The sequence below is a fragment of the Paraglaciecola arctica BSs20135 genome (genome assembly GCF_000314995.1).
In the GTDB taxonomy this organism is placed as follows: domain Bacteria; phylum Pseudomonadota; class Gammaproteobacteria; order Enterobacterales; family Alteromonadaceae; genus Paraglaciecola; species Paraglaciecola arctica.
This window is the reverse complement of record NZ_BAEO01000049.1, coordinates 1-25,570: the sequence shown is the minus strand read 5'-3', so window position 1 is coordinate 25,570 and position 25,570 is coordinate 1. Positions and strand designations below refer to the sequence as shown.

General features: G+C 40.6%; 25 protein-coding genes. 16 read left to right on the top strand and 9 right to left on the bottom strand.

From position 1 onward, the window contains the following. Window positions 1-9 precede the first annotated feature (9 nt). Entirely contained in the window at window positions 10-1,170 is a 1,161-nt protein-coding gene (locus tag GARC_RS15655) for an AI-2E family transporter (RefSeq protein WP_007621923.1), read from the top strand. 112 nt (window positions 1,171-1,282) lie between these two features. Here GARC_RS15655 and GARC_RS15650 read toward each other — a convergent pair whose 3' ends face one another. The 3 genes from GARC_RS15650 to GARC_RS15640 are packed head-to-tail and all read right to left on the bottom strand — an operon-like array spanning window position 1,283 to window position 3,831. Further along, window positions 1,283-1,966 (bottom strand): YceH family protein, encoded by a 684-nt coding sequence (locus tag GARC_RS15650; protein WP_007621918.1) that lies wholly within the window; start codon window positions 1,964-1,966, stop codon window positions 1,283-1,285. A 24-nt stretch (window positions 1,967-1,990) separates the two neighbouring features. Further along, entirely contained in the window at window positions 1,991-3,310 is a 1,320-nt protein-coding gene (locus GARC_RS15645; protein ID WP_007621917.1) for an ABC1 kinase family protein, read from the bottom strand. Window positions 3,311-3,345: 35 nt separating this feature from the next. Continuing rightward, a complete protein-coding gene (locus GARC_RS15640) occupies window positions 3,346-3,831 on the bottom strand; it encodes a MarR family winged helix-turn-helix transcriptional regulator (RefSeq protein ID WP_007621916.1) in 486 nt (161 codons plus the stop codon). Between the two features lie 445 nt (window positions 3,832-4,276). Between GARC_RS15640 and proB the strand changes: the two genes are divergently transcribed. The 6 genes from proB to GARC_RS15610 all read left to right on the top strand — a co-directional run bounded on the left by proB (window position 4,277) and on the right by GARC_RS15610 (window position 9,960). Further along, a complete protein-coding gene (gene proB, locus GARC_RS15635; protein WP_039989840.1) occupies window positions 4,277-5,389 on the top strand; it encodes a glutamate 5-kinase in 1,113 nt (370 codons plus the stop codon). Next, complete coding sequence (locus tag GARC_RS15630) at window positions 5,386-6,633, top strand: glutamate-5-semialdehyde dehydrogenase (protein WP_007621914.1); 1,248 nt, start codon at window positions 5,386-5,388, stop codon at window positions 6,631-6,633. The genes proB and GARC_RS15630 overlap by 4 nt, the downstream gene beginning before the upstream one ends. Window positions 6,634-6,852: 219 nt before the next feature. After that, window positions 6,853-7,749, top strand: coding sequence for a histone deacetylase family protein (locus GARC_RS15625; RefSeq protein WP_007621912.1), 897 nt, complete (start codon window positions 6,853-6,855; stop codon window positions 7,747-7,749). A gap of 115 nt (window positions 7,750-7,864) precedes the next feature. Continuing rightward, the gene (locus GARC_RS15620) at window positions 7,865-8,728 is read left to right on the top strand and encodes a YHYH protein (RefSeq protein ID WP_007621911.1); all 864 of its coding nucleotides are present in this window, start codon (window positions 7,865-7,867) and stop codon (window positions 8,726-8,728) included. After that, window positions 8,715-9,338: a toxin-antitoxin system YwqK family antitoxin gene (locus tag GARC_RS15615; RefSeq protein WP_007621909.1), complete on the top strand. Its 624-nt coding sequence runs from the start codon at window positions 8,715-8,717 to the stop codon at window positions 9,336-9,338. The genes GARC_RS15620 and GARC_RS15615 overlap by 14 nt, the downstream gene beginning before the upstream one ends. A 10-nt stretch (window positions 9,339-9,348) precedes the next feature. After that, on the top strand, window positions 9,349-9,960 hold the full coding sequence (locus GARC_RS15610; RefSeq protein ID WP_007621906.1) for an SCO family protein: 612 nt from the start codon (window positions 9,349-9,351) through the stop codon (window positions 9,958-9,960). A gap of 6 nt (window positions 9,961-9,966) precedes the next feature. Here GARC_RS15610 and GARC_RS15605 read toward each other — a convergent pair whose 3' ends face one another. Beyond that, the gene (locus GARC_RS15605) at window positions 9,967-10,188 is read right to left on the bottom strand and encodes a hypothetical protein (RefSeq protein ID WP_007621905.1); all 222 of its coding nucleotides are present in this window, start codon (window positions 10,186-10,188) and stop codon (window positions 9,967-9,969) included. Window positions 10,189-10,288: 100 nt separating this feature from the next. Between GARC_RS15605 and GARC_RS15600 the strand changes: the two genes are divergently transcribed. Further along, complete coding sequence (locus GARC_RS15600; RefSeq protein ID WP_007621903.1) at window positions 10,289-11,194, top strand: WYL domain-containing protein; 906 nt, start codon at window positions 10,289-10,291, stop codon at window positions 11,192-11,194. 7 nt (window positions 11,195-11,201) lie between these two features. Here the strand turns inward: GARC_RS15600 and GARC_RS15595 are convergent, their stop codons facing one another. After that, the gene (locus GARC_RS15595; protein ID WP_226989179.1) at window positions 11,202-11,759 is read right to left on the bottom strand and encodes an AAA family ATPase; all 558 of its coding nucleotides are present in this window, start codon (window positions 11,757-11,759) and stop codon (window positions 11,202-11,204) included. Window positions 11,760-11,994: 235 nt separating this feature from the next. Here GARC_RS15595 and serA point away from each other — a divergent pair, with 235 nt between their 5' ends. Continuing rightward, complete coding sequence (gene serA / locus GARC_RS15590; protein ID WP_007621900.1) at window positions 11,995-13,224, top strand: phosphoglycerate dehydrogenase; 1,230 nt, start codon at window positions 11,995-11,997, stop codon at window positions 13,222-13,224. Window positions 13,225-13,359: 135 nt separating this feature from the next. Here the strand turns inward: serA and GARC_RS15585 are convergent, their stop codons facing one another. Together GARC_RS15585 and GARC_RS27025 are read right to left on the bottom strand one after the other, a co-directional pair. Continuing rightward, complete coding sequence (locus tag GARC_RS15585; protein ID WP_007621899.1) at window positions 13,360-14,088, bottom strand: 16S rRNA (uracil(1498)-N(3))-methyltransferase; 729 nt, start codon at window positions 14,086-14,088, stop codon at window positions 13,360-13,362. Window positions 14,089-14,223: 135 nt separating this feature from the next. After that, window positions 14,224-14,394 carry a hypothetical protein gene (locus tag GARC_RS27025; RefSeq protein ID WP_007621898.1) on the bottom strand — a complete coding sequence of 57 codons (171 nt, stop codon included), beginning with the start codon at window positions 14,392-14,394 and terminating at the stop codon, window positions 14,224-14,226. A gap of 300 nt (window positions 14,395-14,694) precedes the next feature. Here GARC_RS27025 and GARC_RS15580 point away from each other — a divergent pair, with 300 nt between their 5' ends. Beyond that, window positions 14,695-15,519 (top strand): mechanosensitive ion channel family protein, encoded by an 825-nt coding sequence (locus tag GARC_RS15580; protein WP_007621897.1) that lies wholly within the window; start codon window positions 14,695-14,697, stop codon window positions 15,517-15,519. Between the two features lie 323 nt (window positions 15,520-15,842). Here the strand turns inward: GARC_RS15580 and GARC_RS15575 are convergent, their stop codons facing one another. Continuing rightward, complete coding sequence (locus GARC_RS15575) at window positions 15,843-16,640, bottom strand: M48 family metallopeptidase (RefSeq protein WP_007621894.1); 798 nt, start codon at window positions 16,638-16,640, stop codon at window positions 15,843-15,845. A 253-nt stretch (window positions 16,641-16,893) separates the two neighbouring features. Further along, window positions 16,894-18,039 (bottom strand): methionine adenosyltransferase, encoded by a 1,146-nt coding sequence (metK, locus tag GARC_RS15570; protein ID WP_007621893.1) that lies wholly within the window; start codon window positions 18,037-18,039, stop codon window positions 16,894-16,896. 268 nt (window positions 18,040-18,307) lie between these two features. Between metK and tkt the strand changes: the two genes are divergently transcribed. The 6 genes from tkt to GARC_RS15540 all read left to right on the top strand — a co-directional run. After that, entirely contained in the window at window positions 18,308-20,305 is a 1,998-nt protein-coding gene (gene tkt / locus GARC_RS15565) for a transketolase (protein ID WP_007621891.1), read from the top strand. 72 nt (window positions 20,306-20,377) lie between these two features. Next, the gene (gene epd / locus GARC_RS15560) at window positions 20,378-21,394 is read left to right on the top strand and encodes an erythrose-4-phosphate dehydrogenase (RefSeq protein WP_007621889.1); all 1,017 of its coding nucleotides are present in this window, start codon (window positions 20,378-20,380) and stop codon (window positions 21,392-21,394) included. Between the two features lie 30 nt (window positions 21,395-21,424). Then, window positions 21,425-22,588, top strand: coding sequence for a phosphoglycerate kinase (locus GARC_RS15555; protein ID WP_007621887.1), 1,164 nt, complete (start codon window positions 21,425-21,427; stop codon window positions 22,586-22,588). A 79-nt stretch (window positions 22,589-22,667) separates the two neighbouring features. Beyond that, on the top strand, window positions 22,668-23,567 hold the full coding sequence (locus GARC_RS15550) for a fructose bisphosphate aldolase (RefSeq protein WP_007621882.1): 900 nt from the start codon (window positions 22,668-22,670) through the stop codon (window positions 23,565-23,567). A 116-nt stretch (window positions 23,568-23,683) separates the two neighbouring features. Next, window positions 23,684-24,022, top strand: a complete 339-nt coding sequence (locus GARC_RS15545; protein ID WP_007621880.1) for a hypothetical protein — start codon at window positions 23,684-23,686, stop codon at window positions 24,020-24,022. A 175-nt stretch (window positions 24,023-24,197) separates the two neighbouring features. Beyond that, window positions 24,198-25,570 (top strand): histidine kinase dimerization/phospho-acceptor domain-containing protein (locus GARC_RS15540; RefSeq protein ID WP_039989838.1); only part of this gene is annotated, 1,373 nt, incomplete at its 3' end.

Genomic DNA, 25,570 nt, shown 5'->3' with positions numbered 1-25,570 from the left:
AGGATAGGCATGGAAAAGTCCCACGAAGATAACCATCAAGACTCGAATCAGGCACAGCAAAATTCAAAATTAGCTGATATTCCGAGCATCAAATGGATATTACTCTTAGCTGTTATCTATACTTTGTATTTTGCGCAATCGCTCATTATTCCTATGGTATTAACGATACTTGTTGCACTGCTCTTAAGTCCATTAGTGACCTTGTTAAAACGAGTCCATGTGCCGCGATCTATCTCATCCATTGTATTATTAGCTATGCTCGCTGCACCCTTCACTTTAATTGGCCTGCAACTGATTGAACCGGCTCAGAAATGGGCAAAACTAATTCCCAAAGTATCTGTTCACCTCACTCAACAAGTAGAGTCAATCAGTGATGCTTTTGAAAAACAACAAAATGAGGAATTAGTAAAAGCGAAACCGCCTAAAAAAGTTGGGTTTTTTGATTGGTTTAGTAGTGATGAAGATAAACCTCAAATTAAACCTAAAGAAAGCACCAGCGATGTTGTAAACGAGCACATCAAACAAGGCGGCATGGAATTAGTGCTTGAAGCACTAGGAGCGGCACCAATTTTTTTGGCTCAAATTTTAGTCAGCGCTATTTTAATACTGTTTTTACTTATCTTTGGGCCGAGTCTTTTTAATGCCTTTGTTAAGGAGTTACCCTCAGAAGATAAGCGCTTAAAAGCTATCCGCTTAGTGAGTATGACCCAAGCACAGCTGTCTCGATACATTACCACTGTTAGTGTTATTAACTTAGGACTTGGGTTATCAACTGCACTGGTATTATATTTTATTGGATTAGAGGACGCTTTGTTGTGGGGGGTTATGGTGGGAATTCTAAATTTTATTCCCTATGTAGGATCTGTAATAGGTGTGTTGATATTAACCTTAGCCGGCATGGTGCAATATGGTGTTAACGTAGCCGTATTGGTGCCTTTAGGAGCCTATTTAGCGCTAAACATGCTTGAATCGCAAGTTATAACTCCAACAGTATTAGGCCGTAATATGGTCATTAATCCACTCATTGTTATGCTTTGGTTATTGATCTGTGGTTGGTTGTGGGGACTCTCGGGTATTTTATTATCAGTGCCACTGCTGGTATGTATCAAAATTGCACTTTCTGAACTAGGTGTGTGGAAAAACTGGCTGAGGATCATTGAGGCCGGCTGATTAATCCCATTTTCATGAAGTGTTGTATGTATGGATCAGTAAACACCTGAGTTGTGGTAATGCTCAGGTGTTTTTTAATCTGAAAAACTCAGAGTCTAACAAGTGGCATTGCTTATTCACTCAATATATCAACCAACTCCTTTAATTCAGCTAGTTGCCCAGTCAATTCAGCTACTTGTTGTTCCAATGTTAAAATTCGCTCTAAGGCAAGTGGGGTAGTTGAACTTGTTTCTTGATCAATGTCGTTGCCGCTTGTGGGTATTTGCGAGGCGACTAGTAATCCTTGTTCTCCACTAAATAAGTGAGCGTAACGAGAATCTCGCTTGCCGGGTTCACGGTCGAGTTTTACCACTAATTGTTCATCGTTTAAATCCTGTAACTTATTCAGTGTTGCTTCTATTTCGTCAACATTCTCAAAGTCGGCCAAGCGGTTGGTACGTGTTCTAAGTTCGCCAGGGGTTTGTGGACCGCGCAGCAACATCACGCAGATAATAGCCAATTGTTGGCGGCTAAATTTTAAATCACTGAATTCAGTATTACAGAAACGATGTTTATACTTCACAACTCGGCTACCCGTGCCGGTATGTTCAAGGATAAGTTTTTTATCTCTAAGTTCATCTAACACGTTCTGCACCTCAGATTCACTCAGATCCATTACAGGTTCACGGTTACTTTTTTGGTTGCATCCTAGGGTTAAACCATTGAGTGATAGAGGATATTGATCAGGTGTAGTCACTTCTTTTTCGAGTAATACACCGATAAGCCGAGCTTGAATTGGAGTGAGTTGAATTAACATCTAAGTGTCCTTTGGTACTGCAAGTTAGGCTTCATTATAAGGCGCAAATAGACTTTGCATATCCACCTTAGCTTTTAATTTTATTGCTAACAAAAATAACCCGCCTAATTTGCGATGCAAAAATATCGCATTAGCCGAGGGAGTGTGTGCGTATTGTTTTTCTAACCCGAGTTGCATGCCTTGCTGTTGTAACCTAGAAGATAAATCAGACCCAGCAAAGTCGTAAGGTGATGCTGCGTATAGAGGTTCGCAAGCCATGTAGGCCAAATTAGTAATATTTTGCTGAACATTTTCGGGTAAATCTAGCCTGATTAAACCTATATCTAAGATCGCCTGACGAACCATTTCTTTATTATGCTGACTGGCGCCTTGCATAAGCTGCCGATAACCTTCGGCCATCTGAGAGGTGTAAGTGCGGGTCGCACCAAAATCTAAGAGCACAATTTTTTGAGTTTCTTGATCATATTGATAATTGGCAAAATTAGGATCGGTTTGCACTAGTTGGAAATCGAATAACTCTTTAAAAAATAGCCGCATCAGTTGGCTCATAACCTGATCACGGGTTTCTTGTGGAGCATCGATCAACTGCTCTATTGGTAAACCATCAACAAAACTCATGGCAAGAATAGTGTCTGAACTAAATTCTTTATCTAAAACCGGCATAATAAAGGCATCGTCATTTTCGATTACCGCTGCATATTTATCTAAGTAGCGTCCTTCTAGCTCATAATCGGCTTCATCGTGAAGCTGTTTTTTAGCTTCGGCCAATAGCGGTTTAATATCCAAACCTTTAGGTAATAACCCCGTCATTTTTATTAAAGTGGCAACATTATCCACATCGCTGTTGATACTCTGTTTGATGCCTGGATATTGAATTTTAACGGCTAAACGTTTTAAGTCTTGAGTAATGACTTTATGCACTTGGCCTATGGAAGCAGCAGCGATTGGTTGTAGTGGAAATTGGATGAATTTTTTTTGCCAGCCTTCACCCCATTGCGCTTCTAACAAGCCAATAAGCTCTTTTTCTGGCATTGACTTAGCGTCTGAGCGCAGTCTAGCGAGCAAATCTGCGAGCTCGGCAGGCAACATGTCGCCTGCATCCATAGATATCATTTGACCCACTTTCATCGCCGCTCCACGCATTTGCGCAAGTTGATCGGCCACTCGCATCACATTTGAGGGGGTTAATAATAAATCTTTGATTTTAGGGCGATTTCCTTGGATTAACTCGCTGGCCCCTCCAGCTAGCATATTTCCAGCCACTCGCCCTGCTAAAGAACTGAGTTTACTAAAACGACTTAATCGGCTCTTGGGGATAGAAGCTGTATCTGACTTTTTTTGCATAAATAGATGGCCTTATAAACAGACTGATACCATGGTTATTCTGGCGTTGTCATGTCCTGTAGCGCACCCACTTCTAACAATGGTGCGGCATCTAAATTTTCTGCGTCCATCATGGATGCAATACGTTGCATGGTTGAAACTAACTGAGTTTGCTCCCATTCTTCTAGCTTTTCAAAACGATCAATAAAATGAGCTTGTAGTGGTCGAGGCGCATCTTTGACGACTGTTTTTCCTAGTTCTGTAAGGTGTAATCCCACTCTACGTTTATCCGTTAATGAGCGTTCTCGAATAACATAGCTACGTGCCTCAAGCCGGTCTAAAATACTGGTAACTGTGGCCGAGCTAAGATTAATACTTTGGGCTATATCCTTAACCATACAACCCTTATGTTGGTCTATTTCTTTTAACACAATAAGCTGTGGACTGGTAAGCCCACTCTCTTTAGACAATTTTTTCGAGTAAAGGCCTATGGCTCGGGTGACCTTTCTTAATGATACTAATAACTCTTCATATTTTTGCATAACACCTACCTCTACACCTCTTTTAAAACTGGCTGATAAGCGTGTTTTTCATCGCCAGATAAATGTCGCTTAATGTATTGGTAATTAACCTAGAGTTCAATTTTTATATTCAAGATCGGCCACTTTATTTATGGCTGACAAAGTTCAGTGCTATCTAATTGTTACCAGCTAAATCTATGTTATATCTATTATTATGTGGATTTTTAATCATAATTTAGTTAGTATACGAACCATTAGTTTGCTAGGTAATTTTAAGTTAAATATTTAAGAGGACAAAAATGCAGCTTTCAAACCCGTCATGACCTCCCCAAGAGAATAAGCTCTAACATTAGAGGCTCTTCAAATAAAGAATCAGTAAACAGGCACTTATGCCTACATCAAAACAGGCACTTATGCCTATATCAATAAATAAGCGCTGAACGGCGCAAGGTAAGTAGTTAATTACATGAATAGATTTAATTGGAAACGTATTGTTATAAAAGTTGGAAGTGCATTGATCGCACCCCATGGAAAGGGCTGTAGTAGCCAATACTTAAAAAGTATCGCGCAATTTATTATGAGTTGCCGTACTCAAGGTATCGAGGTGGTGTTAGTGTCATCCGGTTCGGTAGCTGCAGGTTCTCATTTATTTCCAGATGAATTACAACAAACTATTCCTATAAAAAAAGCCATGGCAGCTGCAGGTCAAGCTGAGATGATGGGAACATGGGAAAAGTTATTTAATTTCCCCACTGCACAGATGTTACTGACTCGTTGCGATCTCCGCGATAGAGAACGTTATGTGAGTGTTAGAGAGACAATCTTTACTTTGTTGGAGCATGGTGTGCTGCCGATTATTAATGAAAATGACACCATAGTGACCGACAAATTGAAAGTAGGGGATAATGATAATTTATCTGCGATAGTCGCCGCAGCAGCGGATGCTGATGCCCTAATTATTTGTTCTGACATTAACGGTTTGTATAACAAAAACCCTCATAAACACGATGATGCTGTGCTTATTCCGAATATCCCAGAGATAAATGCAGATATCTTCGCTATGGCAGATGGAGCGACCAGTGCAGTTGGCACAGGTGGCATGATTACTAAAGTAGAAGCGGCTCAAAAAGCGACTTTACACGGTATTGATACCTACATAGTAAATGGTTTTACTGAGCAGACATTTGAAATGTTGTTGAATGGCGAAAATCCAGGCACCCATTTTTCTTCAGACCCATCTCCTATGAAAGAGCATTTGCACTGGATGACACATACATCTACCGCTCAAGGTGAAGTCATAGTCGAAGATAACTTTACCGTAAAACTAGACGCCCACAGTGAAGAGCTTACTAGTGATGATTTGATTGAGATTAAAGGTGAGTTTGCTGTAGGTGATACGATATTGGTACGTAAACATGATGGTACTAAGTTGGCAAAAGCCAAGTCGAATTACAGTAGTTGTTTGTTAAGTTTCATTACAAATCAAGAAGATAAGAACTTTGCGAGTGATTTCCAAGAGCAAACAGGACCGATTATTTCAGATAAAAATGTCGCCTTGTTGGAGTCGGACACTCTATGAGTATTATTAGAACGTTAACATTAGGCGCGGTAAAAGCATCTAAGATATTAGCCGTTTTGGAAGAGTCAATTAAAAACCAAGTGTTGCTTGCTATGGCGCTGGCGTTGCGTGAGGAAAAGCAATATATCCTGACAGCTAACGAACAAGATTTGACCCAAGCAACACAAAATGGTTTGAGCAGTTCAATGATTGACAGGCTCACCTTAAATGACGAACGAATTGAAGCTATGGCATCAGGAATTGAAGTGATTGCCGGCTTGGCCGACCCAGTTGGCGCTGAACGAGTGGTTAGCGAACGCCCTAATGGCCTACAAATTCGCAAGATGCGCGTGCCTCTTGGTGTTGTGTGCATGATTTTTGAAGCCAGGCCTAATGTCACCGCAGATGCAGGTGCCTTGTGTTTCAAATCAGGCAATGCAGTTATTTTGCGTGGTGGCAAAGAGGCATTGATCTCTAGTTTAGCTATCGCAAAAGTTTTACAAGACGTATTGGAAAAATTTGATTTGCCTAAAGAGTTGATTACAGTTGTGCCTGATCCTAGTCGTGATTTGATGTTTGAGTTGATGCAACAGCGCGATAGCATTGATGTCATCATTCCAAGAGGTGGCGAAGGTTTGATTAATTTTGTGACTGACAACAGTAAAATCCCTGTTATTCAGCATTTCAAAGGCGTATGTCATCTGTATATAGACAAAGAAGCGGATCTGAAGGTTGCTATGGACTTGTTAGTCAATGGTAAAACCCATAGAACTGGGGTGTGCAATGCGACTGAGGGGTTGTTAGTAGACAAATCAATTGCAGCTGAATTTTTGCCTAAAGTGGCTGTAAAACTCAAAGAAAAACAAGTCAAAGTCAATGCTAGTGCCGATGCTAGTCAATATTTCAGCGATGCCACAGTGATAGCTGTAGAGGATTTTGGTCAGGAATACCTAGATCTTGAGATAGCTATTCGAATTGTTGACGGTGTTGATGAAGCAATGGCACACATTGACAGATTTGGTAGTCATCATACTGAGGTCATCTGTACCAAAAACGAACTAACCGCTAGACGTTTTCAACGCTCTGTAGATGCGTCTGTGGTGATGGTAAATGCCTCATCGCGTTTTTCTGATGGCAGTGAACTCGGATTAGGTGCCGAAATAGGTATAGCTACAACTAAGCTGCATGCTTACGGTCCCATGGGCTTAGAATCACTAACAACCGAAAAATACTTGGTTATGGGCGACGGTCAAATACGCGCTTAGTTAAAGTAGCAATACAGAGCGGACTAAACTGCCGCTCTGTTATTGTTAACTACATAGGTCTGCTGGGCACTCACCAAAAACTCCTTAAGTCCGGGAAACATCACTTGGCTCCCAATATTCTATTCGCCCACCAAATTTTAATAGTTTGTTAATTGCAGATACTTTCGGTATTTTGAACTGATATTGTTCATAACTAACATTTATTATCTCTGTAGCAATATGATCCCACTGGTTTTTCATCCCATTTATAGTCAACTCGATTTAGCGGTACGCCATCGATTTCCCATTGAAAAGTATCAAGGGATCCGCGATAGACTGGCAGAACTTGGGGTTACCGATAAAAGCTTTCAACAGCCAATGCCAGTTTCTCCTCAAGACTTGCGGCAAGTATTTAATCCGCAATATATACAACAACTTGTAAGTGGAACCTTAGATCCTAAAGCAATGCGTCGTATTGGTTTCCCATGGTCAGAACAACTCATTCAACGGTCATTAACCGCGGTTGGAGGTACAGTTTTAACTGCTGAATTAGCCTTACAACATGGTAAAGCATTAAATTTAACCGGTGGTTATCATCATGCTTTTGCCAATTATGGTTCGGGTTTTTGCTTGTTTAATGACTTGTATTTAGCGGCGCTGACTATGTTACAAAAACCGAATATTGATAAAGTGCTGATTTTTGATTGTGATGTACACCAAGGTGATGGAACCGCCAAATTAGCTGAGAGCAATGCACAGGTTTTTACCCTATCTATTCACGGTGAGAAAAACTTCCCCCATAGAAAACAAGTCTCAGATTTAGACTTTAATCTAGCTAAAGGCACTACAGATTGTGAGTATCTAGAGACAGTCGACTGTGCTTTACAGTTGGCTGTTAATAGCTGTCAACCCGACGCAGTTATATATGATGCTGGCGTAGACATTCACATTGATGATGATTTAGGGCATTTAAACGTTAGTACACTAGGGGTGTATCAACGCGACTGTCTGGTTTTTGATACCTGCCAACGCAAAGGTCTACCTATTGCTGCAGTAATAGGCGGTGGTTATCAAAGAGATATAGATGCCTTAGTGAAAGTGCATCTTCAGCTATTTAAAGCGGCAGGGGTGGCCTAACTTAGGTTCCACATTGTTTGCACATTTACTCCTTAGATTGTTTGTTATCTTTGTTTTCAGAATATCGATTATTAGATCGAATTGGTGTTAGCAATTAATGTAATGGGGTAAATAAATGCAAAAAGTCACTTATAAATACAATTGGTCTGTATTAGCAACAATAATATCCACATTGTTGTTGTCTGCTTGTGGTGGTTCATCAAGTACAGATGATAGCGCAACCAATACAGGAACTGACACCGGATCTGAAACAGGAACAGGAACCGATACATGCGACTCACCGATGACAGAGCTTTCAAGTGCTTTACTCGAATTTGTCGCCGCGCCAAATGTGACTGTTGTTTTATCTGAAGACGGTTGCACTGTAGCTCTAGAATCTGCGGGTAAGCCTGATCATACATCTTCCTATTGGGATTCGGGTAACGATAGTGGTTTGTATGTAGAACCTGAAGACGCAACTTTGTTTGATCAACAAAGATCCCCTGGAGATATTGAAGATTATATTAACGATTATAATTTGACTGTCCCAGTGTCTCCTGAGTTAGCTAGCAGTTCGTCGGCAACGCCACTTGGCGCTATTGGCATTTCAATAAGTGGAGCCCCAATTTTTAATGATTCTGAAGGTAACGGTGATGTTTCACTGGGAGTTATTCAAGGTTTTGATCGCAATGGTGCGCATACTGGCCCAGAGACCTACCACTATCACCTAGAGCCGAAAGCCATTTCATATGATGATGACTCCCTTGTGGGTATTATGGCTGATGGATTTTTAATCTTTGGCAGAAGGTGTTATTCATCGGCAGACTACCCAACTGATCTTGATGAATCCAATGGTCATACTTCGGTAACCTTGTATACGGGCTCTGGGGCAGAGGATGCTGAGTATCATTACCATGTCTCAACTGAACAATATCTAAATGGTGACTATTACTTGATTTTCCCAGGCAACTTCCAAGGTACACCTGGTGCTATTAACTAACAAACCTAGTGTAATAGCGCTGCTTTTTTGTTTGTTGGTGGTCGTGGCGGCCATCACTACGACTGTTGAATTTATATCTCCGGCACAATTGGTTATCGGCAAATCGGAAATATCAATTAACCAGCAGGGTCAGCGTGTATACCAAAATAAACCTTTTACTGGCGAAATGTTGAGTTACCACGACTCTGGAAAAGTCGCTACAGCAGACCAGTTTGTTAATGGTAGGCGTCAGGGCTACTCTAAAAAGTGGTTTGCCAATGGGTTGCTGGGTTATGAGTCATTTTATGCTGCGGGCGTTCGAGACGGTGTAACTAAGACTTGGTGGTCCAATAGTAACCTTCGATCCGACTTTTTCTATGTAAAAGGCAAAACTGAAGGGGTAGGCAAACGTTGGTATCGCAGTGGTGCAAAGTTTAAGAAGTTTAATTATCACGCAGGTAAACCTATTGGGTTGCAACAAGCTTGGCGTGAAAATGGTAAGTTATTTTCCAATTTTGAATATAAAAACGGGCGGATTTATGGACTTAGAAAAGCAAATAATTGTGTTGGGCTCAAAGACGAGGTTATCACTCCTGAGTACTATCAACTTCAAGCAAATAATACTCTCTAGTGTTTTATTTTTGTTGGCAGTTTCAGTAGCACAAGCATCTGACAGTTTGCCTTATTACAATAGTGCAGAATTTACACCTCATTGGTTAGAGACTAATAGTACAAAGCTTGAAGATTTTCATCGTATTCCATCCTTTAGTTTTATGGATCAGGATGGCAAAGAAGTCAGTGAAAAAATCTTCGAAAATAAAATTTATGTAGCAGGTTTTTTCTTTAGTACTTGCCCCGGAATTTGCCCTTCGATCAGAACTAAACTTAACAAAGTACAGCAAAAATTCCTTAATGATGCTGATGTGAAAATTCTTCAACATTCAATTAGGCCTAATACAGATACGGTTGATACTTTAAAAAAATACGCTAACGAAAATGGCATAGTCACTGGAAAATGGCATTTAGCTACGGGTGATAGAGAAACGATTTATTCACTAGCTAAAAGTGCCTATTTTGCTAGTGAAGATTTAGGTAATATCCAAAAAACCGATGATTTTTTACATACAGAAAGTCTGCTGCTTATCGACCAAAATCGACATATACGTGGCATATATAATGGTCTAAATAGTGCGTCCGTAAGTTATTTGATTGCAGATATTGAGACCCTTAAAGCAGAAATGCATAACCATTGAGTGATCTTAATAACTAGAATTTGGCGTATTATCTGGGTCTATTTCACCAGATACCTCGTCTGGATCAACGTCATTAATTAACAGCATTTCTCGCACTGTTTGTATGTGGTTCAATACGGTCTGATAGCGATCACCATATTCATATTTAGTGACTTCAATAGCCTTTGGCATATAGCTAAAAGCTATTTTTAGTGCCATAAGCGCGTCGGTGTTTAATTTGTCGGTCATTATATTCTCGATTCTGTTTCTTTAGATGCAATCATAATGATTGCATTGTTTGGCGGACTGATTTAGTCTAGCTACATCTAGTCATTATGAGTCTATCCAGATGGAATACCAAAACAATTTAATTGAAACTCAAATCAATAAAAAACTCGCAGAGTTAACCCATGCTCAAAAAGACCGTTTAGCATTTATTGATTTTAGTTTGCAATTTTTTGGTCATGTTGCTCGTACAGATCTGATCCAACGTTTTAAAACAGGTTTAGCTGCAAGTACTCGGGACTTTAGTACTTATAAAGAGCTTGCCCCTGATAATCTTATTTTGCGACATCAAACTAAAAGTTATCATCGCACTGATGATTTTCAATCAATATTTAAACATGATCCAGAGGTGATTTTGACTTCCCTCAGTCGTGGATTTGGCAATGGAATTTCTACTGGCGTACAGCCCTCAGAGCAGTGTTTTGATGCGGTCAGGCTGATCCATCCAAATGTCGCCATTATTGCCAGTATTATGCGTGCTATCCATAATAAACAAGGGGTTAAGTGTGGTTATGTGTCAGTGTCTTCGGGTGAAACAGAAAGAGCAATAGTGCCTCACTCAATTGTCAACAATGGCCATCGCTGGCATGTGCGTGCTTATGATCGAAAACACAATAGTTTTCGCGATTTTGTGTGCACTCGTTTTACTTATGTGGATCTGATCCAAGGGCCGGTGCATGTACATGAAGCTAGTCCTTATGATCAGCAATGGCAACAAATAGTGGATATTGAACTTGTACCCCATCCTAAGATTAAGCAGCCGCGAGCGATTGAGATGGATTATAATATGTCGGATGGGAAACTTTCGATACAACTAAGAGCGGCCGTTGCTGCTTATGTATTAAGGCAATGGCAGGTGGATTGCTCAGTGGATCATAGCGAGTTACATCTAGGATGTCAGTTGGCACTTGCTAACCCAGAGGTTATCAAATTAATAGAAAATATCTCTTTGGCTCCAGGAATTGCTTAAACCAAATTCAACGAAAACAGATAACACTATCAACGACATATTGAATATTTTCTAGCTTAGATTTTTTTGTCAGCGAAAGTATTGATAATCCTGGGTATTGGGATAAACGTTTGAACAAATAACTGACTTCTTGATTGGCATATTTGTGATGAGCATCTTTAACTGTAGAGCGTCTACCAAACAAAGCATCAGCTTCATCAAAGAATAATATCCAGCTCTCTGATCCAGCCTGAGCTATGAGCTTTGATAAGTTTTTTTCGGTTTCTCCAATATATTTTTCGACCAAATGTTTACAGTCGACAAAATAAACATTCTGTTTCATATAATAAGCAAGGTGATTTAGTTGCAAAGCTTTATCTGTGTTGTGACTGCCGTAAAAAGCCAGCTTTGAACTCATTTTTTTTACGGATTGGGTCATTGCCTGTTTTAACTTGTCTATATCATCTTGGTGAATTGCGGTATCCCGAGGTTCTGCAATAGGTTTAGATAACATATGTATATATGAAGTTGGACCATGATGATATTCACTAAATAAGCTTTTGAAGTGTGTAATTGCCACTACCATTCTCCTCGATTTATGGCTTTATAAAACCATTAAAGGTTGCTGCTTCAACTATAGCAAACCCACAGCATTGGAAAACGAGATAATTTTAAGGGTGCTAAGTTAGTTTGTTAAACACTTAGAGCATAAGCAATAGCCATAATAGCCTTTCTAAATGAGTCAATTTCTGCTATTTTCATCAGCGAATAGACGTCCAGATGTCTCATATTAATATTAATCTAGCCACGTGGAAAATCTCATGAGCAAAGTGTCGTTGCCAAAAGAAAAAATCAAAATATTACTACTTGAAGGTCTACACCAAAGTACCTTAGATACCCTTCATGCTAGTGGTTATGAAAACATTGAATATCTGAAAACATCACTTCCAGAAGATGAATTGATCGCTAAAATTAAAAACGTGCATTTTGTGGGGATCCGCTCCAGAACTCAGTTAAATGAGAATGTAATTGCAGCGGCCAATAAGCTAGTTGCAGTTGGCTGTTTTTGTATTGGTACTAACCAAGTAGATTTAGCGGCTACGCAAAAACGTGGGATCCCAGTTTTTAATGCCCCGTTTTCGAATACTCGTTCGGTGGCAGAGCTGGCGCTTGCGCAAATTATTTTGCTGTTGCGTGGTGTGCCAGCAAAAAATGCCAAGGCCCATAAAGGCATTTGGGATAAAAGTGCGGTTGGATCTTTTGAAGCTCGAGGCAAAACCTTGGGTATTATTGGTTATGGGCATATTGGTACTCAATTGAGCATTTTGGCTGAGCACCTTGGTATGCGAGTACAGTTTTTTGATATTGAAGATAAATTGGTTTTGGGTAACTCAACACAAAGCAAAACCTTAAAACAATTGTTAAACACCTCTGATGTGGTCACCCTTCACGTACCTGAGACTGCACAAACGCAAAACATGATTGGTGTTAAAGAGTTAGGCATGATGAAAGATGGCGCCATACTTATGAATGCTGCTAGAGGTACAGTTATTGATATAGATGCTCTGGTTGATGCCTTGAAAAGTGGTAAGTTAGCCGGTGCTGCTATCGATGTTTTCCCAGTAGAGCCTAAGTCTAACGCCGATCTTTTTGAATCACCACTGACTCAGTTTGACAATGTTATCCTGACTCCCCATGTAGGTGGAAGTACTCAAGAAGCACAGCAAAATATTGGTATCGAAGTGGCCGGTAAGTTAGCTAAGTACAGTGATAATGGTTCGACTTTGTCGGCCGTAAATTTCCCTGAAGTATCTTTGCCTGCACAAGCTGGGCGCTCACGTTTGTTGCACATTCATAGAAATATACCGGGAGTGTTAACACAAATTAACCAAGCCTTCGCTCAGAAAGGTTTGAATATTGCTGCGCAGTATCTACAAACTAACGAAAATATTGGTTATGTAGTGATTGATGTTGAAACTGACCATGCAGATGAGGCATTTGTGGAACTACAAAAAATTGATGGCACAATTAAAACCAGAATTTTGCATTAATTTAAGCACAGCCTAAAATTAAAAATGCCTGCTAATTTAGCAGGCATTTTTAGTTTTAAGAGCAAAAATATTCAAGCCTTGATTTAAAAATTTGCTGAAATCATATTTTGGTCAATTGTAAATTCCCCTGACTTTTTATAGATCCCCGTGTATTGCCTGCAAAGCAGATATAGCGGCGATCGCAGCTGTTTCTGTACGTAAAACTCTTGGCCCAAGTTGTATGGTTTGAAAACCGTTTTGTTCAGTTTGATAAATTTCTTGCTCTGAAAAACCACCTTCAGGTCCAATCAACAATCTAGCTCCAGCAGGAGGCATGGGCACATGTCTAAAGGCTTTATCGGCTCTTGGGTGTAAAGTAAGACGGACTTGGTTAGTGGATAAATTTACCCAGTCAGCGAATGAACTAGGTGCATGTAATATTGGTAGTACGTTTCTGCCACATTGCTCGCAGGCTGCTATCGCCAATTTTTGCCATTGCTCATGCTTTTTAGACCATCTCTCTTTACCTAGTTTTACCCCGCAGCGTTCGGTGATAAGTGGAGTAATTTCTGTAACACCTAATTCTATCGACTTTTGGATCACCCATTCCATTCTGTCGCCTCTAGATATTCCTTGCCCTAAATGAATACTTAGAGGCGACTCAATGCTGATGGAAATTTTTGAATCGACATGAGCTACTACTTTGCGTTTAGCCACCTCAGATAGCTGTGCGCTATATTCGTTTCCGTCGCCATTGAACAACACCACAGCTTGTCCAGTTTTAGCTCGTAAAACATTAGCAAGATGATTAGTGGCATCGTCAGTCAAAGTGACATAAGAGTCAGTAGATAATTCGAAAGGGTAATAAATTCTGATGATGCGCATTTTGCCACTAGGTCAAGGTCAAGATTGATGAATGGTAACAACAGATAGAAATTTAAAGAAGGGATAGCTGTGATAAACAATTAAAAAATTAAGCGTCGGCGGATGGTTCAATTCCGCCTAGCTTTTAATTATAACTTAATTAATTTCAATTACACCTGACGTACCAACAGATTGAGTCGTCTCTTGCTTTTGTGCTATGGCGTTAGCATCTTTTCGAGCAAATTTAGTGTTTTTCCCTTTTTCTCTAGACATCGAAAAAGCGAAAAGTAAAACCAAAGAAATAACTAATAAATAGACTAGTAACATTTTCAATTCCTTTAAAAATATTAGACCACCAAAAATCGGTGACCCGTATTATAGCACTTATTTTTTTATGTTCAAAAACAATTAATTTTATCCAATGAGTTTGTGGAAATTTAAACTCCGCGCAAAGATAAGCTTACAAGATGACAAAAATATGAAGGGCTTTAATTAAAGCTAAAAAAGTTAATAAAAGTAGACTTTTGTCTTATTGATAAATAAAACCTTTCATCTATTATAAATGCAGTATGCAGAACGGCATCCTATTGGTCGCAATATTTTATAAATAAAAAGGAAGGAAGAAGAATGTTTGGATTTGACGCAGAAAAAATGTCTCAGATGATGGATACCTATGTAATCCCTTGGGGAATTAATATTGTAATGGCGCTTGTCATTTACATTATAGGTAAAATTATTGTAGGCATATTAGTTAATGTCTTTGGCAAAGTGATGGCGCGTTCGAAATACGACGATATGTTAATTGATTTCGTTAAGGCCATTATTAACGCTATTCTTATGCTATTTGTAATAGTTGCATCATTAGATCAGCTTGGCGTAGATACCACTTCACTAGTCGCCATCTTGGGTGCTGCAGGTTTAGCTATTGGTTTGTCCTTACAAGGTTCGTTACAAAACTTTGCTGCTGGTGTCATGCTTCTAGTATTTAGACCCTTTAAAGCTGGTGATTTTGTTGAAGCTGGTGGAGCAATGGGCGTAGTAAAAAGCATCAGTATTTTTACAACTGTAATGACGACTGGCGACAATAAAGAAATCATTATTCCTAATGGCGCAATTTATGGCGGCAACATTACTAATTACTCTGCTAAAGAGACTCGCCGCGTAGACATGGTTGTGGGTATTGGTTATGACGCTGATTTGAAAAAAGCGAAAGAAATACTGAAAGAAATGGTAGCTGCAGATGAGCGTATCTTAAAAGATCCGGCACCTACAGTAGCCGTGGCAGAATTAGCTGATAGCAGTGTTAATTTTGTCGTACGTCCTTGGGTTGCTTCGGCAGATTATTGGGCAGTGAAATTCGACTTTAATGAAGCGGTTAAGTTGCGTTTTGATGCTGAAGGTATTTCTATACCTTTCCCACAGATGGATGTGCATTTACACAAAGAAGATTAATTTTTGAAACATTAAAAATGCCGCATTCGCGGCATTTTTTTTATCTGTAAAAAGACTAAATAACCTGAACTCGGGTTAAGACGTGCCGCTTGCTCTAAAGTAACTTTAGTAAAAACAGTGGGTTAGAAAATCACTATTTGTATTTCCGCTTATTTAATGCATCTAGTACTGATATTATTGTGTTTATCAAGGCGAGCTTGTGAAGGAATAGCCAGCTATTGAGAGCAAGTTCAACGAAGATAGGCGCAATAATAGCTGTGCTGGACGGTATGGTTTATCCCGAGCTCAGGTTATATATACTGAAACCCGATTAAGCAATCTGCTTAATAAGTGCAATTCGGTTTAGTGGAAGCAGCTCGGTATGCTTCCATTGCTTTTGGCATATTATTAGTTAAGTTATCAATTCGAGTGGCAGGCAAAGGATGGGTAGAGAGGAGTTCTGGCTGTCGAGCGCCACCGCTGGCTTTGGCCATATTTTCCCATAAGTTAACGGATTGACGGGGATCAAAACCCGCTTTGGCCATTAACTCTAAGCCTATTATATCGGCCTCAGATTCATGAGTGCGACTAAAAGGTAATTGCACACCCACTTGGACTCCTAAGCCCAATCCCGCCATAATTAGACTACTACTGGCAATTTGATTAGCCTGTAAAAGCTGATTAGTGACTTCCATTCCCACGCCAATTAGGGCGCTGCTCGACATTCTCTCGTTGCCATGTTCCGCAATGACATGGCCAACTTCGTGACCAATGACCGCTGCAAGCTGGTGTTGATTTTCGGCAACGTCCATTAATCCAGTGTAAACGCCAATTTTACCACCAGGCAGAGCAAAGGCGTTGACTTGCGGGTCGTCAAACACAACCAGTTCCCATTCACCATTAAATACTGATTTTGGAACATGTTGCGTAATAGCGTCTGCTATACATTTAACATATTGGTTTGAGACTGGCTTGCTTGACACCTTTTGTTCGGTTTTCATGCCATCAAACGCTTGTGCTCCCATCCCAGCCAATTGCTCGCTTGAATAAAGTTTCAATTGATTACGGCCTGTTGGTGATGTTGAACAAGACAAAAGTATTAGGGGGATTAAGGTTAAAAATAAAATTCGTAAATGCGACATATCGTTTACTCCGTGAAAAACATTTAGTGATCATACCTTGAGACAGCCAATTGGTTAAGCTTATGTTGATCAAGTTGCCGCGGGTTTTTGATTAGTGGCCACGAGTTATAGCTATTGGTATTAGATTAGTTTGATTGGAGCCAAGGTTTGCTTATGATGAAATTGCATAAATGTCATCGGAAAATTAATATCTGACGGGCATAAAAAAAGCCTCACATTGAGGCTTTTTAGCTATATTAATATCGCTTAAGTATCAAACACTCGCCTTTAGGCGTTCAGCTATATCGGTTTGTTCCCAAGGAAACTCTTCTCTTCCAAAGTGTCCATAGGCCGCCGTTGCTTGATAAATAGGTCGCTCTAAGTCGAGCATTTTAAGCAGTCCATAAGGTCTAAGTTCAAAGTTGTCACGGACCAACTTAACTAATAATGCATCTGAAACTTTACCCGTTCCAAAAGTATCTATATTGATGGATGTTGGCTCTGCCACACCAATAGCGTAAGACAATTGGATTTCGCATCTGTCGGCCAGTCCCGATGCCACGATGTTTTTTGCTACGTAACGTCCTGCGTATGCGGCTGATCTATCCACCTTTGATGGATCTTTGCCAGAAAATGCACCTCCGCCGTGTCTTGCCATACCACCATAGGTATCGACAATTATTTTACGACCTGTTAAACCACAGTCACCCATAGGCCCACCAATCACAAATCGGCCTGTTGGGTTAATAAAATATTTGGTCTTTTTACTTAGCCACTTTTCAGGTAATACAGGTTTAATAATTTCTTCCATCACGGCTTCACGGAGATCGGCTGTGCTAATGCTTTCATCGTGTTGTGTTGACAATACAACGGCATCAATAGCGACTGGTTGATTATCTTCGTAGATAAAAGTTACTTGGCTTTTTGCATCGGGTCGCAACCAATTTAAGGTGCCATTTTTGCGCAATTCAGACTGACGTTTTACTAAACGATGAGAATAGGTAATAGGTGCAGGCATCAACACATCTGTTTCATTACTTGCATAACCAAACATTAGCCCCTGATCGCCAGCCCCTTGCTCTTCTGGTGATGTACGGTCAACGCCTTGGTTGATATCAGGAGATTGTTTACCTATGGCATTTAATACCGCGCATGAGTCTGCATCAAAGCCCATATCTGAATGTACGTAACCTATTTCTCTGACTGTTTTACGGGTGATTTCTTCTATATCTACCCAGGCCGAGGTTGTGACTTCGCCGCCGACTAACACCATACCGGTTTTTACAAAGGTCTCGCAAGCCACTCTGGCCTTTGGATCTTGGGTTAATATGGCATCTAAAACGGCATCAGAAATTTGATCGGCAATTTTATCTGGGTGTCCTTCAGAAACAGATTCAGAAGTAAATAAGTGTGAGGTCATAAAAGCGCCTTGAGTCAAAGTCGTTATACATATTTATCGGTGTATTTTAACAATTCAAATATAAAATACCAGTCTTTACTTCTAGACGTCCAAACGTCTATGAATTTTATTCTACTAAGGTGTAAAAAAAAGACATATGAAAATAATCAATCATAAAGGATTTAGCATTGCAGTTACTCGCTGGCTAATACAAAATGCACAGCTAACTTAGCTGTCTGTAGCTTTTGGTTACGGCAAGCCATCATTATTGGATCAGTCAGGAGACTACATGTCGTCATCACGTCGAGAACTCGCCAACGCCATTCGCGCCTTAAGTATGGATGCCGTTCAACAAGCTAACTCAGGTCACCCAGGCGCCCCCATGGGTATGGCTGACATAGCGCAAGTGTTGTGGGCAGATCATATGCAACATAATCCAAGTAACCCCGATTGGGCCAACAGAGATAGATTTGTATTATCTAACGGCCACGGTTCGATGTTGATTTATTCTCTATTACATTTGACAGGTTATGCATTACCTATTGAAGAATTAAAAAATTTCCGTCAATTACATTCTAAAACACCAGGGCATCCAGAATATGGATACGCCCCTGGTGTTGAAACTACCACTGGTCCTCTGGGACAAGGGGTGAGTAATGCAGTGGGCATGGCGATTGCTGAAAAAACTTTAGCCGCGCAGTTTAATCAGCCAGATTTTGATGTGGTCGATCATTTCACTTATTGTTTCTTAGGTGATGGATGTTTGATGGAAGGTATTTCTCACGAAGTATGTTCTTTAGCAGGCACATTAGGTTTAGGTAAATTAGTGGCGTTTTGGGATGACAACGGTATTTCAATTGATGGCCATGTTGAAGGTTGGTTTACTGATAATACCCCAGCTCGTTTTGAAGCCTATGGCTGGCACGTGATTGCAGATGTAGACGGACATGACTCCCAAGCTATTGCTGATGCGATTGCAGCTGCTAAAGCTGAAACTTCTAAGCCGACCTTAATTTGTTGCAAAACGATTATAGGTTTTGGATCACCGAATAAATCAGGTAGCCACGACTGTCACGGGGCTCCACTAGGGGCTGACGAAATTAAAGCTGCTCGAGAATTTCTAAACTGGCCCTATGCTCCTTTTGAAATTCCTGCAGATATTTACGCAGGCTGGGATGCAAAAGCCGCGGGTGCTGCAAAAGAACAAGCTTGGAATGAAAAATTTGCTGCATACCAACAAGCTCATCCAGCACTAGCTGCCGAGTTAACGCGTCGTTTGGCTGGTGACTTACCTGCCGATTTTGCTGAAAAAGCCGATGCTTTTATTCAGCAATCACAAGATAAAGCTGAAAATGTGGCTAGTCGTAAGGCTTCACAAAATTCAATTGAAACCTTCGCTACTTTGTTACCTGAAGTATTAGGTGGCTCGGCTGATTTGGCTGGTTCTAACCTTACAATTTGGTCTGGAACTAAAGGTATTTCAGCGGACGATGCCAGTGGTAACTATATATATTACGGTGTACGTGAATTTGGTATGAGCGGCATCATGAATGGTATTGGTTTGCACGGTGGATTCCGTCCATTTGGCGCTACATTCTTAATGTTTATGGAATATGCACGTAATGCTGTGCGTATGGCGTCATTGATGGGTATTCCAAATATCTTTGTCTATACCCATGACTCTATTGGTCAAGGTGAAGATGGTCCTACTCATCAACCTATAGAGCAAGTTGCTAATTTACGTCTTACTCCAAACTTAGCGACATGGCGTCCTTGTGACGGTGCAGAAACAGCCGTTGCATGGAAATCAGCACTTGAACGCAAAGACGGCCCATCGGCGTTAATTTTTAGTCGTCAAGGTTTACCGGCTCAACCGCGTAATGCTGAGCAGTTAGCTAATGTTGCTAAAGGTGGTTATGTACTGAAGGATTGTGCAGGTACACCTGAGGCTATCTTAATTGCAACTGGCTCTGAAGTGGGTATCACCGTTGAAGCTGCTGAGCAATTGACTGCTTCAGGTATGGCTGTGCGTGTTGTGTCTATGCCAAGTACGTCAGTATTTGATAAGCAAGACGCCGATTATCGCGAGTCAGTATTACCAAGATCTGTGACAAAACGGGTAGCGGTCGAGGCAGCTCATGTAGATTTTTGGCATAAATATGTGGGATTTGGCGGCGCAGTAGTGGGCATGTCCACCTTCGGCGAATCAGCTCCAGGCCCAGCATTGCTTAAATACTTCGGTATTACCACAGAGGCAGTGGTTGCAGCTGTAAAAGGCTTAAACTAAAAGTCAGTTTAATACCCCAAAGGCGCTTTTTAGCGCCTTTGTTCTAATATCAAGAAAAAATTAAAGAGTGTTATGTTACGTATCGCAATTAATGGTTTTGGTCGAATTGGACGCAATGTTTTAAGAGCTCTATATGAAACGGGACGCAATACAGATATAAAAATTGTGGCGATCAATGAGGTAGCCGACCCAAAAGGCATTGCCCACTTGCTCAAATACGATACATCTCATGGGCGTTTTGGTTTTCCTGTTGATTTACAAGCGAAGCGTCTAATTGTTGCAGGAGATGAAATTCTGCTATTGCAGCACGAAGATATAGGGGATCTTCCATGGCAACAACTTGATATTGACTTAGTGCTTGAATGTTCGGGTGTTCATAATGATAGGACGGCTGGCCAAGCTCATTTAGATCAGGGTGCCAAAAAAGTGCTGTTTTCTCAGCCTTGTAGTTCAGATATGGATGCGACTGTTATTTATGGAATTAATGACCAACAGTTAAAAGCTAATGATTTAATTGTCTCTAATGGCTCTTGCACTACCAATTGTATTGTTCCAATCATTCAAGTGTTAGATGATGCTTTTAATGTACTCAGCGGCACTATTACTACCATTCACTCGTCAATGCACGATCAACAAGTGATAGATGCATACCACAGGGATTTGCGGCTTACTCGAGCGGCCAGTCAATCGATTATTCCTGTCGACACTAAGTTAGCCATGGGAATTGAACGAATTTTGCCTAAATTTGCGGGTAAATTTGAAGCTATAGCTGTGCGAGTACCTACTATTAATGTCACTGCCATGGATTTGAGCGTGACTCTGGAAAAACATGTTTGTATTGCTGAAGTTAACCAAGCACTAAAACGAGCCAAAGAAGGACGCTTACAAGGAATTTTGGACTACACTGAAGAACCTTTAGTATCGGTTGATTTTAATCACGATCCGCATTCTTGTATAGTAGACGGTAGTCAAACACGAGTGAGCCATAAGCAGCTCGTTAAAACATTAGTCTGGTGTGACAACGAATGGGGTTTTGCTAATAGAATGATTGATACTGCCATGGCTATGTTCAACCCAAATCTAAGCTAAATTTAGAAGTTATTATATACAAGGTAAATTATGACCATTTTGAAAATGACCGAGCTTGATTTAGCCGGAAAAAGAGTATTAATACGTGAAGATTTAAATGTGCCAATAAAAGATGGCAAGGTTACTTCTGATGCACGTATTCGCGCAGCATTACCCACCATTAAAGCTGCAGTAGCGGCTGGGGCGAAAGTGATGGTGATGTCACACTTAGGTCGTCCTACAGAAGGCCAGTACGCTGAAGAGTTTTCATTACAGCCAGTGGTGAATTATTTGCTGGAAAACACCGATCTTAAGGTGCGCTTAGTGCAGGATTATATCGCCGGTGTTGAAGCCCAAGCTGGCGAGGTGTTGATCCTTGAAAACGTGCGTTTTAATGTTGGCGAAAGTGCCGATGATGAAACCTTAGCCAAAAAGTATGCAGCCTTATGTGACATCTATGTCATGGACGCATTCGGTACTGCACATCGTGCGCAAGCTTCAACCCATGGTGTCGGGGTATTTGCGCCAGTTGCATGCGGAGGTCCTTTACTTATAGGTGAACTTGATGCTTTAGGTAAAGCACTGCATAATCCAAAACGTCCTTTGGTGGCGATAGTGGGTGGCTCAAAAGTATCGACTAAGTTAACAGTATTAGATGCCTTATCTAAAATTGCAGATCAATTGGTTGTAGGCGGTGGCATCTCGAATACCTTTGTTGCGGCTCGTGGTTATAACGTTGGTCGGTCGTTACATGAAGCCGACTTAATTCCAGAAGCCAAACGCTTAATGGACTTATTGGATATCCCAGAAACGGTTGATGTACGGGTAGGGAAAAATTTTAATGAGTCAGAGCCTGCTGTGATAAAAGATGTCAGCGAAGTACAAGATGACGAAGAAATCATGGATTACGGCCCTCAAACTGCTGAGAATGTGGCGGCAGTATTAAAAAGTGCTAAAACTATCCTATGGAACGGCCCTTGTGGTGTATTCGAATTTGATAATTTCGCCAAAGGTACTGAAGTTGTGGCTCGTGCGATCGCCGATAGCGATGCGTTTTCAATTGCTGGAGGCGGTGATACGCTAGCGGCCATTGATAAATGGGACTTGAGTGACAAAATCTCTTATATCTCGACTGGTGGTGGTGCTTTTCTTGAATTTGTTGAGGGCAAAGAATTACCTGCAGTGGCGATGTTAGAAGCCAGAGCGGCTAAATAGCTAATCGGCCTTAAAATATAAAACCTTACTAGCCGTTTTGCTCATCGGCTTACAACACAATAAAAAAGGAGTATTGCTCATGGCATCACAAGCCCAACTCGATATGCTTGCAAAAATTAATAACCAAAATGGATTTATCGCTGCATTAGACCAAAGTGGTGGCAGTACGCCTAAAGCTTTAGCTTTGTATGGTGTAGAAGAGTCTGAGTATCAAGGTGACGAAGAAATGTTCGCCAAAGTACATGAAATGCGTACCCGCATTATGACCTCAAGTGTGTTTAACGGAGAACGTGTTTTAGGCGCGATCTTGTTTGAAAACACCCTTGATAGAGATATTTTAGGTCAAAGCACTTCTAGCTATTTATGGAAGGTTAAACAAGTTGTGCCTTTTTTGAAAGTTGATAAAGGTTTAGAAGCTGAAGTAAATGGTACCCAGTTGTTAAAAGCTATCCCTGACTTAGATACTTTGTTGGCCAAAGCCAATGCACAAAATGTGTTTGGCACAAAAATGCGTTCTGTTGTTAAATTAGCTAATGCACAAGGTGTTGAAGCAGTGATTGAGCAGCAATTTGCGGTAGCTAAACAAATTTTAGCTGCAGGCCTTATGCCAATTATTGAACCTGAAGTGGACATTAACAGCCCTGAAAAAGCCGCAGCTGAAGCTTTGCTTAAAGCCTCAATTCTTAAACATTTGGATAATTTAGCCGCCGATCAGCAAGTAATGTTAAAACTAACTTTACCTGAGACTGCGAATTTTTATCAGGATTTGGTCAAACACCCCAAAGTGTTAAAAGTAGTAGCATTATCTGGTGGTTATTCAAGAGAAGAGGCTAATAACAGACTGACCGCAAATAATGGCATGATCGCTAGTTTCTCTCGTGCCTTATCCGAGGGACTGAGTGCAAAACAAAGCGATGCTGAATTTGATGCCACTATGGACTCGTCTATTGAAAGTATTTATCAAGCATCTAAAAGTTAGGTTTAATTTGTGATGAAGAGGGTCGGGTATTTACCCGATCTTTTTTGCTCGGTAGATAGTGTTGATTAGGCTATGATTTATTTTCTGTGACTTTCAATGGATGAAAATTAATAAATATGATGCATGATTTACCCTTACCTTTGTATAAAAAACTCACGGTAACATTTAGAGTAGAGCCAGGATGCCTAGGCCCAGATGGTATTGATCATATTGACGGCTTTTGTAAATTTGCCAAAAAAGAAGTGGCCGGATTAGACGCTGACTTTGTGCGTTGGGTCATCACTCCTCGTTACGATAAATCATTACTTGAAACAGAATATAAAACCAATAACAAACGCCTTGACCATGACAAAGCTGAAAAATACCTGAAGGTCTTCGGTAAAGAGCTTGATGATTTTGAAGAGCATCTGCAAGATAAGTTATCAATATTAATTGATCAATACTTAGGTCGTTAATAGCGCTTTATTGTTGAATGTTCCATTCATAAAACCTTTCCCAAATGTGTAAATATTAAGGATCTGTTACCTTAGAGGCTGACAATCGAGCCAACTCCTATTACCTTATACGACAAATACAAAACAACTAGCGCAGGCTAGTTATCCCATCAAACCTTGGAGTGATGGCAACGGTATGCGAATACAGAATAAACTCTTTGCTATTTTTTTCCTCACTAGTGCGCTATTGGTTATTTCTCAAGTGCTGGTCATGCAGTGGAGCATTGGCAAAGGCATGATCAAGTATGTGAATGAACGCGAGCTTAAAGCGTTAACCGGTGTTGCTACTTCTTTAGCCGAAATTTATCAAAAAGAGGGGTCTTGGCAACAAATCATTGGCAAGCACGGTCGCTTCAAAAACATTATCGATAAAGGTTTGGTCGACTCGGAATTTAGCCTTCCACAAGGTAAAAGACCACCGCATCAGCCAAGACGGCCCCTAGCAGAAACTGCACAAGGTGGACCAGAGTCAAACAGTCAAAGAGGAAAACCTATGGGTCCGCCACCTAACAGGAGTGGTCCACCCATTTTCGAAGTCAGTTATGCCTTGTTAGACCTTGATAAATCGTTCTTAGCTGGAATGTATTCGGATGAACTAAGTTTTAGTTATATTGACATTATTAATGAAGAAAAAACAGTTGGTTTTTTGGCTGTTTCGAAACGAGATCAGTTAACCGCTGGCTATGAGTTAAATTTTGTTGAGCAGCAGCAACGCTATATTTTGTTTATTGCCCTAGGGTTAGTCTTAGTTGCCTTGTTAGTTGCCATGCCATTGGCTGCACATTTTGTTAAACCAATAAAGCGTTTAACATCGGCTATGAGTAAACTCACTTCGGGGGAATATCAACAACGTATCGATCTGAAAAGAAAAGATGAGTTTGCACATTTAAGCCGTGACTTTAATGAACTGGCGGCAACGCTGCAGCAAAATGAGCAGGCGCGAAAACGTTGGCTTGCCGATATATCCCACGAGTTACGCACCCCTGTTGCTGTTCTTAAAGGCGAGTTGGAAGCCATGCTTGACGGAGTAAGGCCTTTATCATTAGAGCGGATTCAATCCGCAAATGAAGAAGTAAAACAACTTGAGCAATTGTTAGATGATTTACATGAATTGACCAGAAATGATCTAGGCACTTTGCATTATCGTAAAGAATCATTAAATTTGATCAAATTACTCCATGAAGAAGTTAAACACTACCAGACCTTGTTGGCAGAAAGTGGCTTTAGTGTGACCTTTTCTGAGCTGCCCGATGCGGTATTGGTGTTCGCAGACGCTAAACGTCTAAGACAACTGATGGTTAACTTATTTATCAATACTGCTAAGTATGCAAATGATGGTGATATTCTCAATATAAGTGTCAATGTATTGCCCCAGTCTCACGAAGTTGAAATCAGATTCGAGGATAACGGTTGTGGAGTCGACGAAGCCAACTTGGGCAAATTATTTGAACATCTATTTCGCGTAGAAAACTCAAGAAATAGAGAAACCGGTGGTAGCGGATTAGGTTT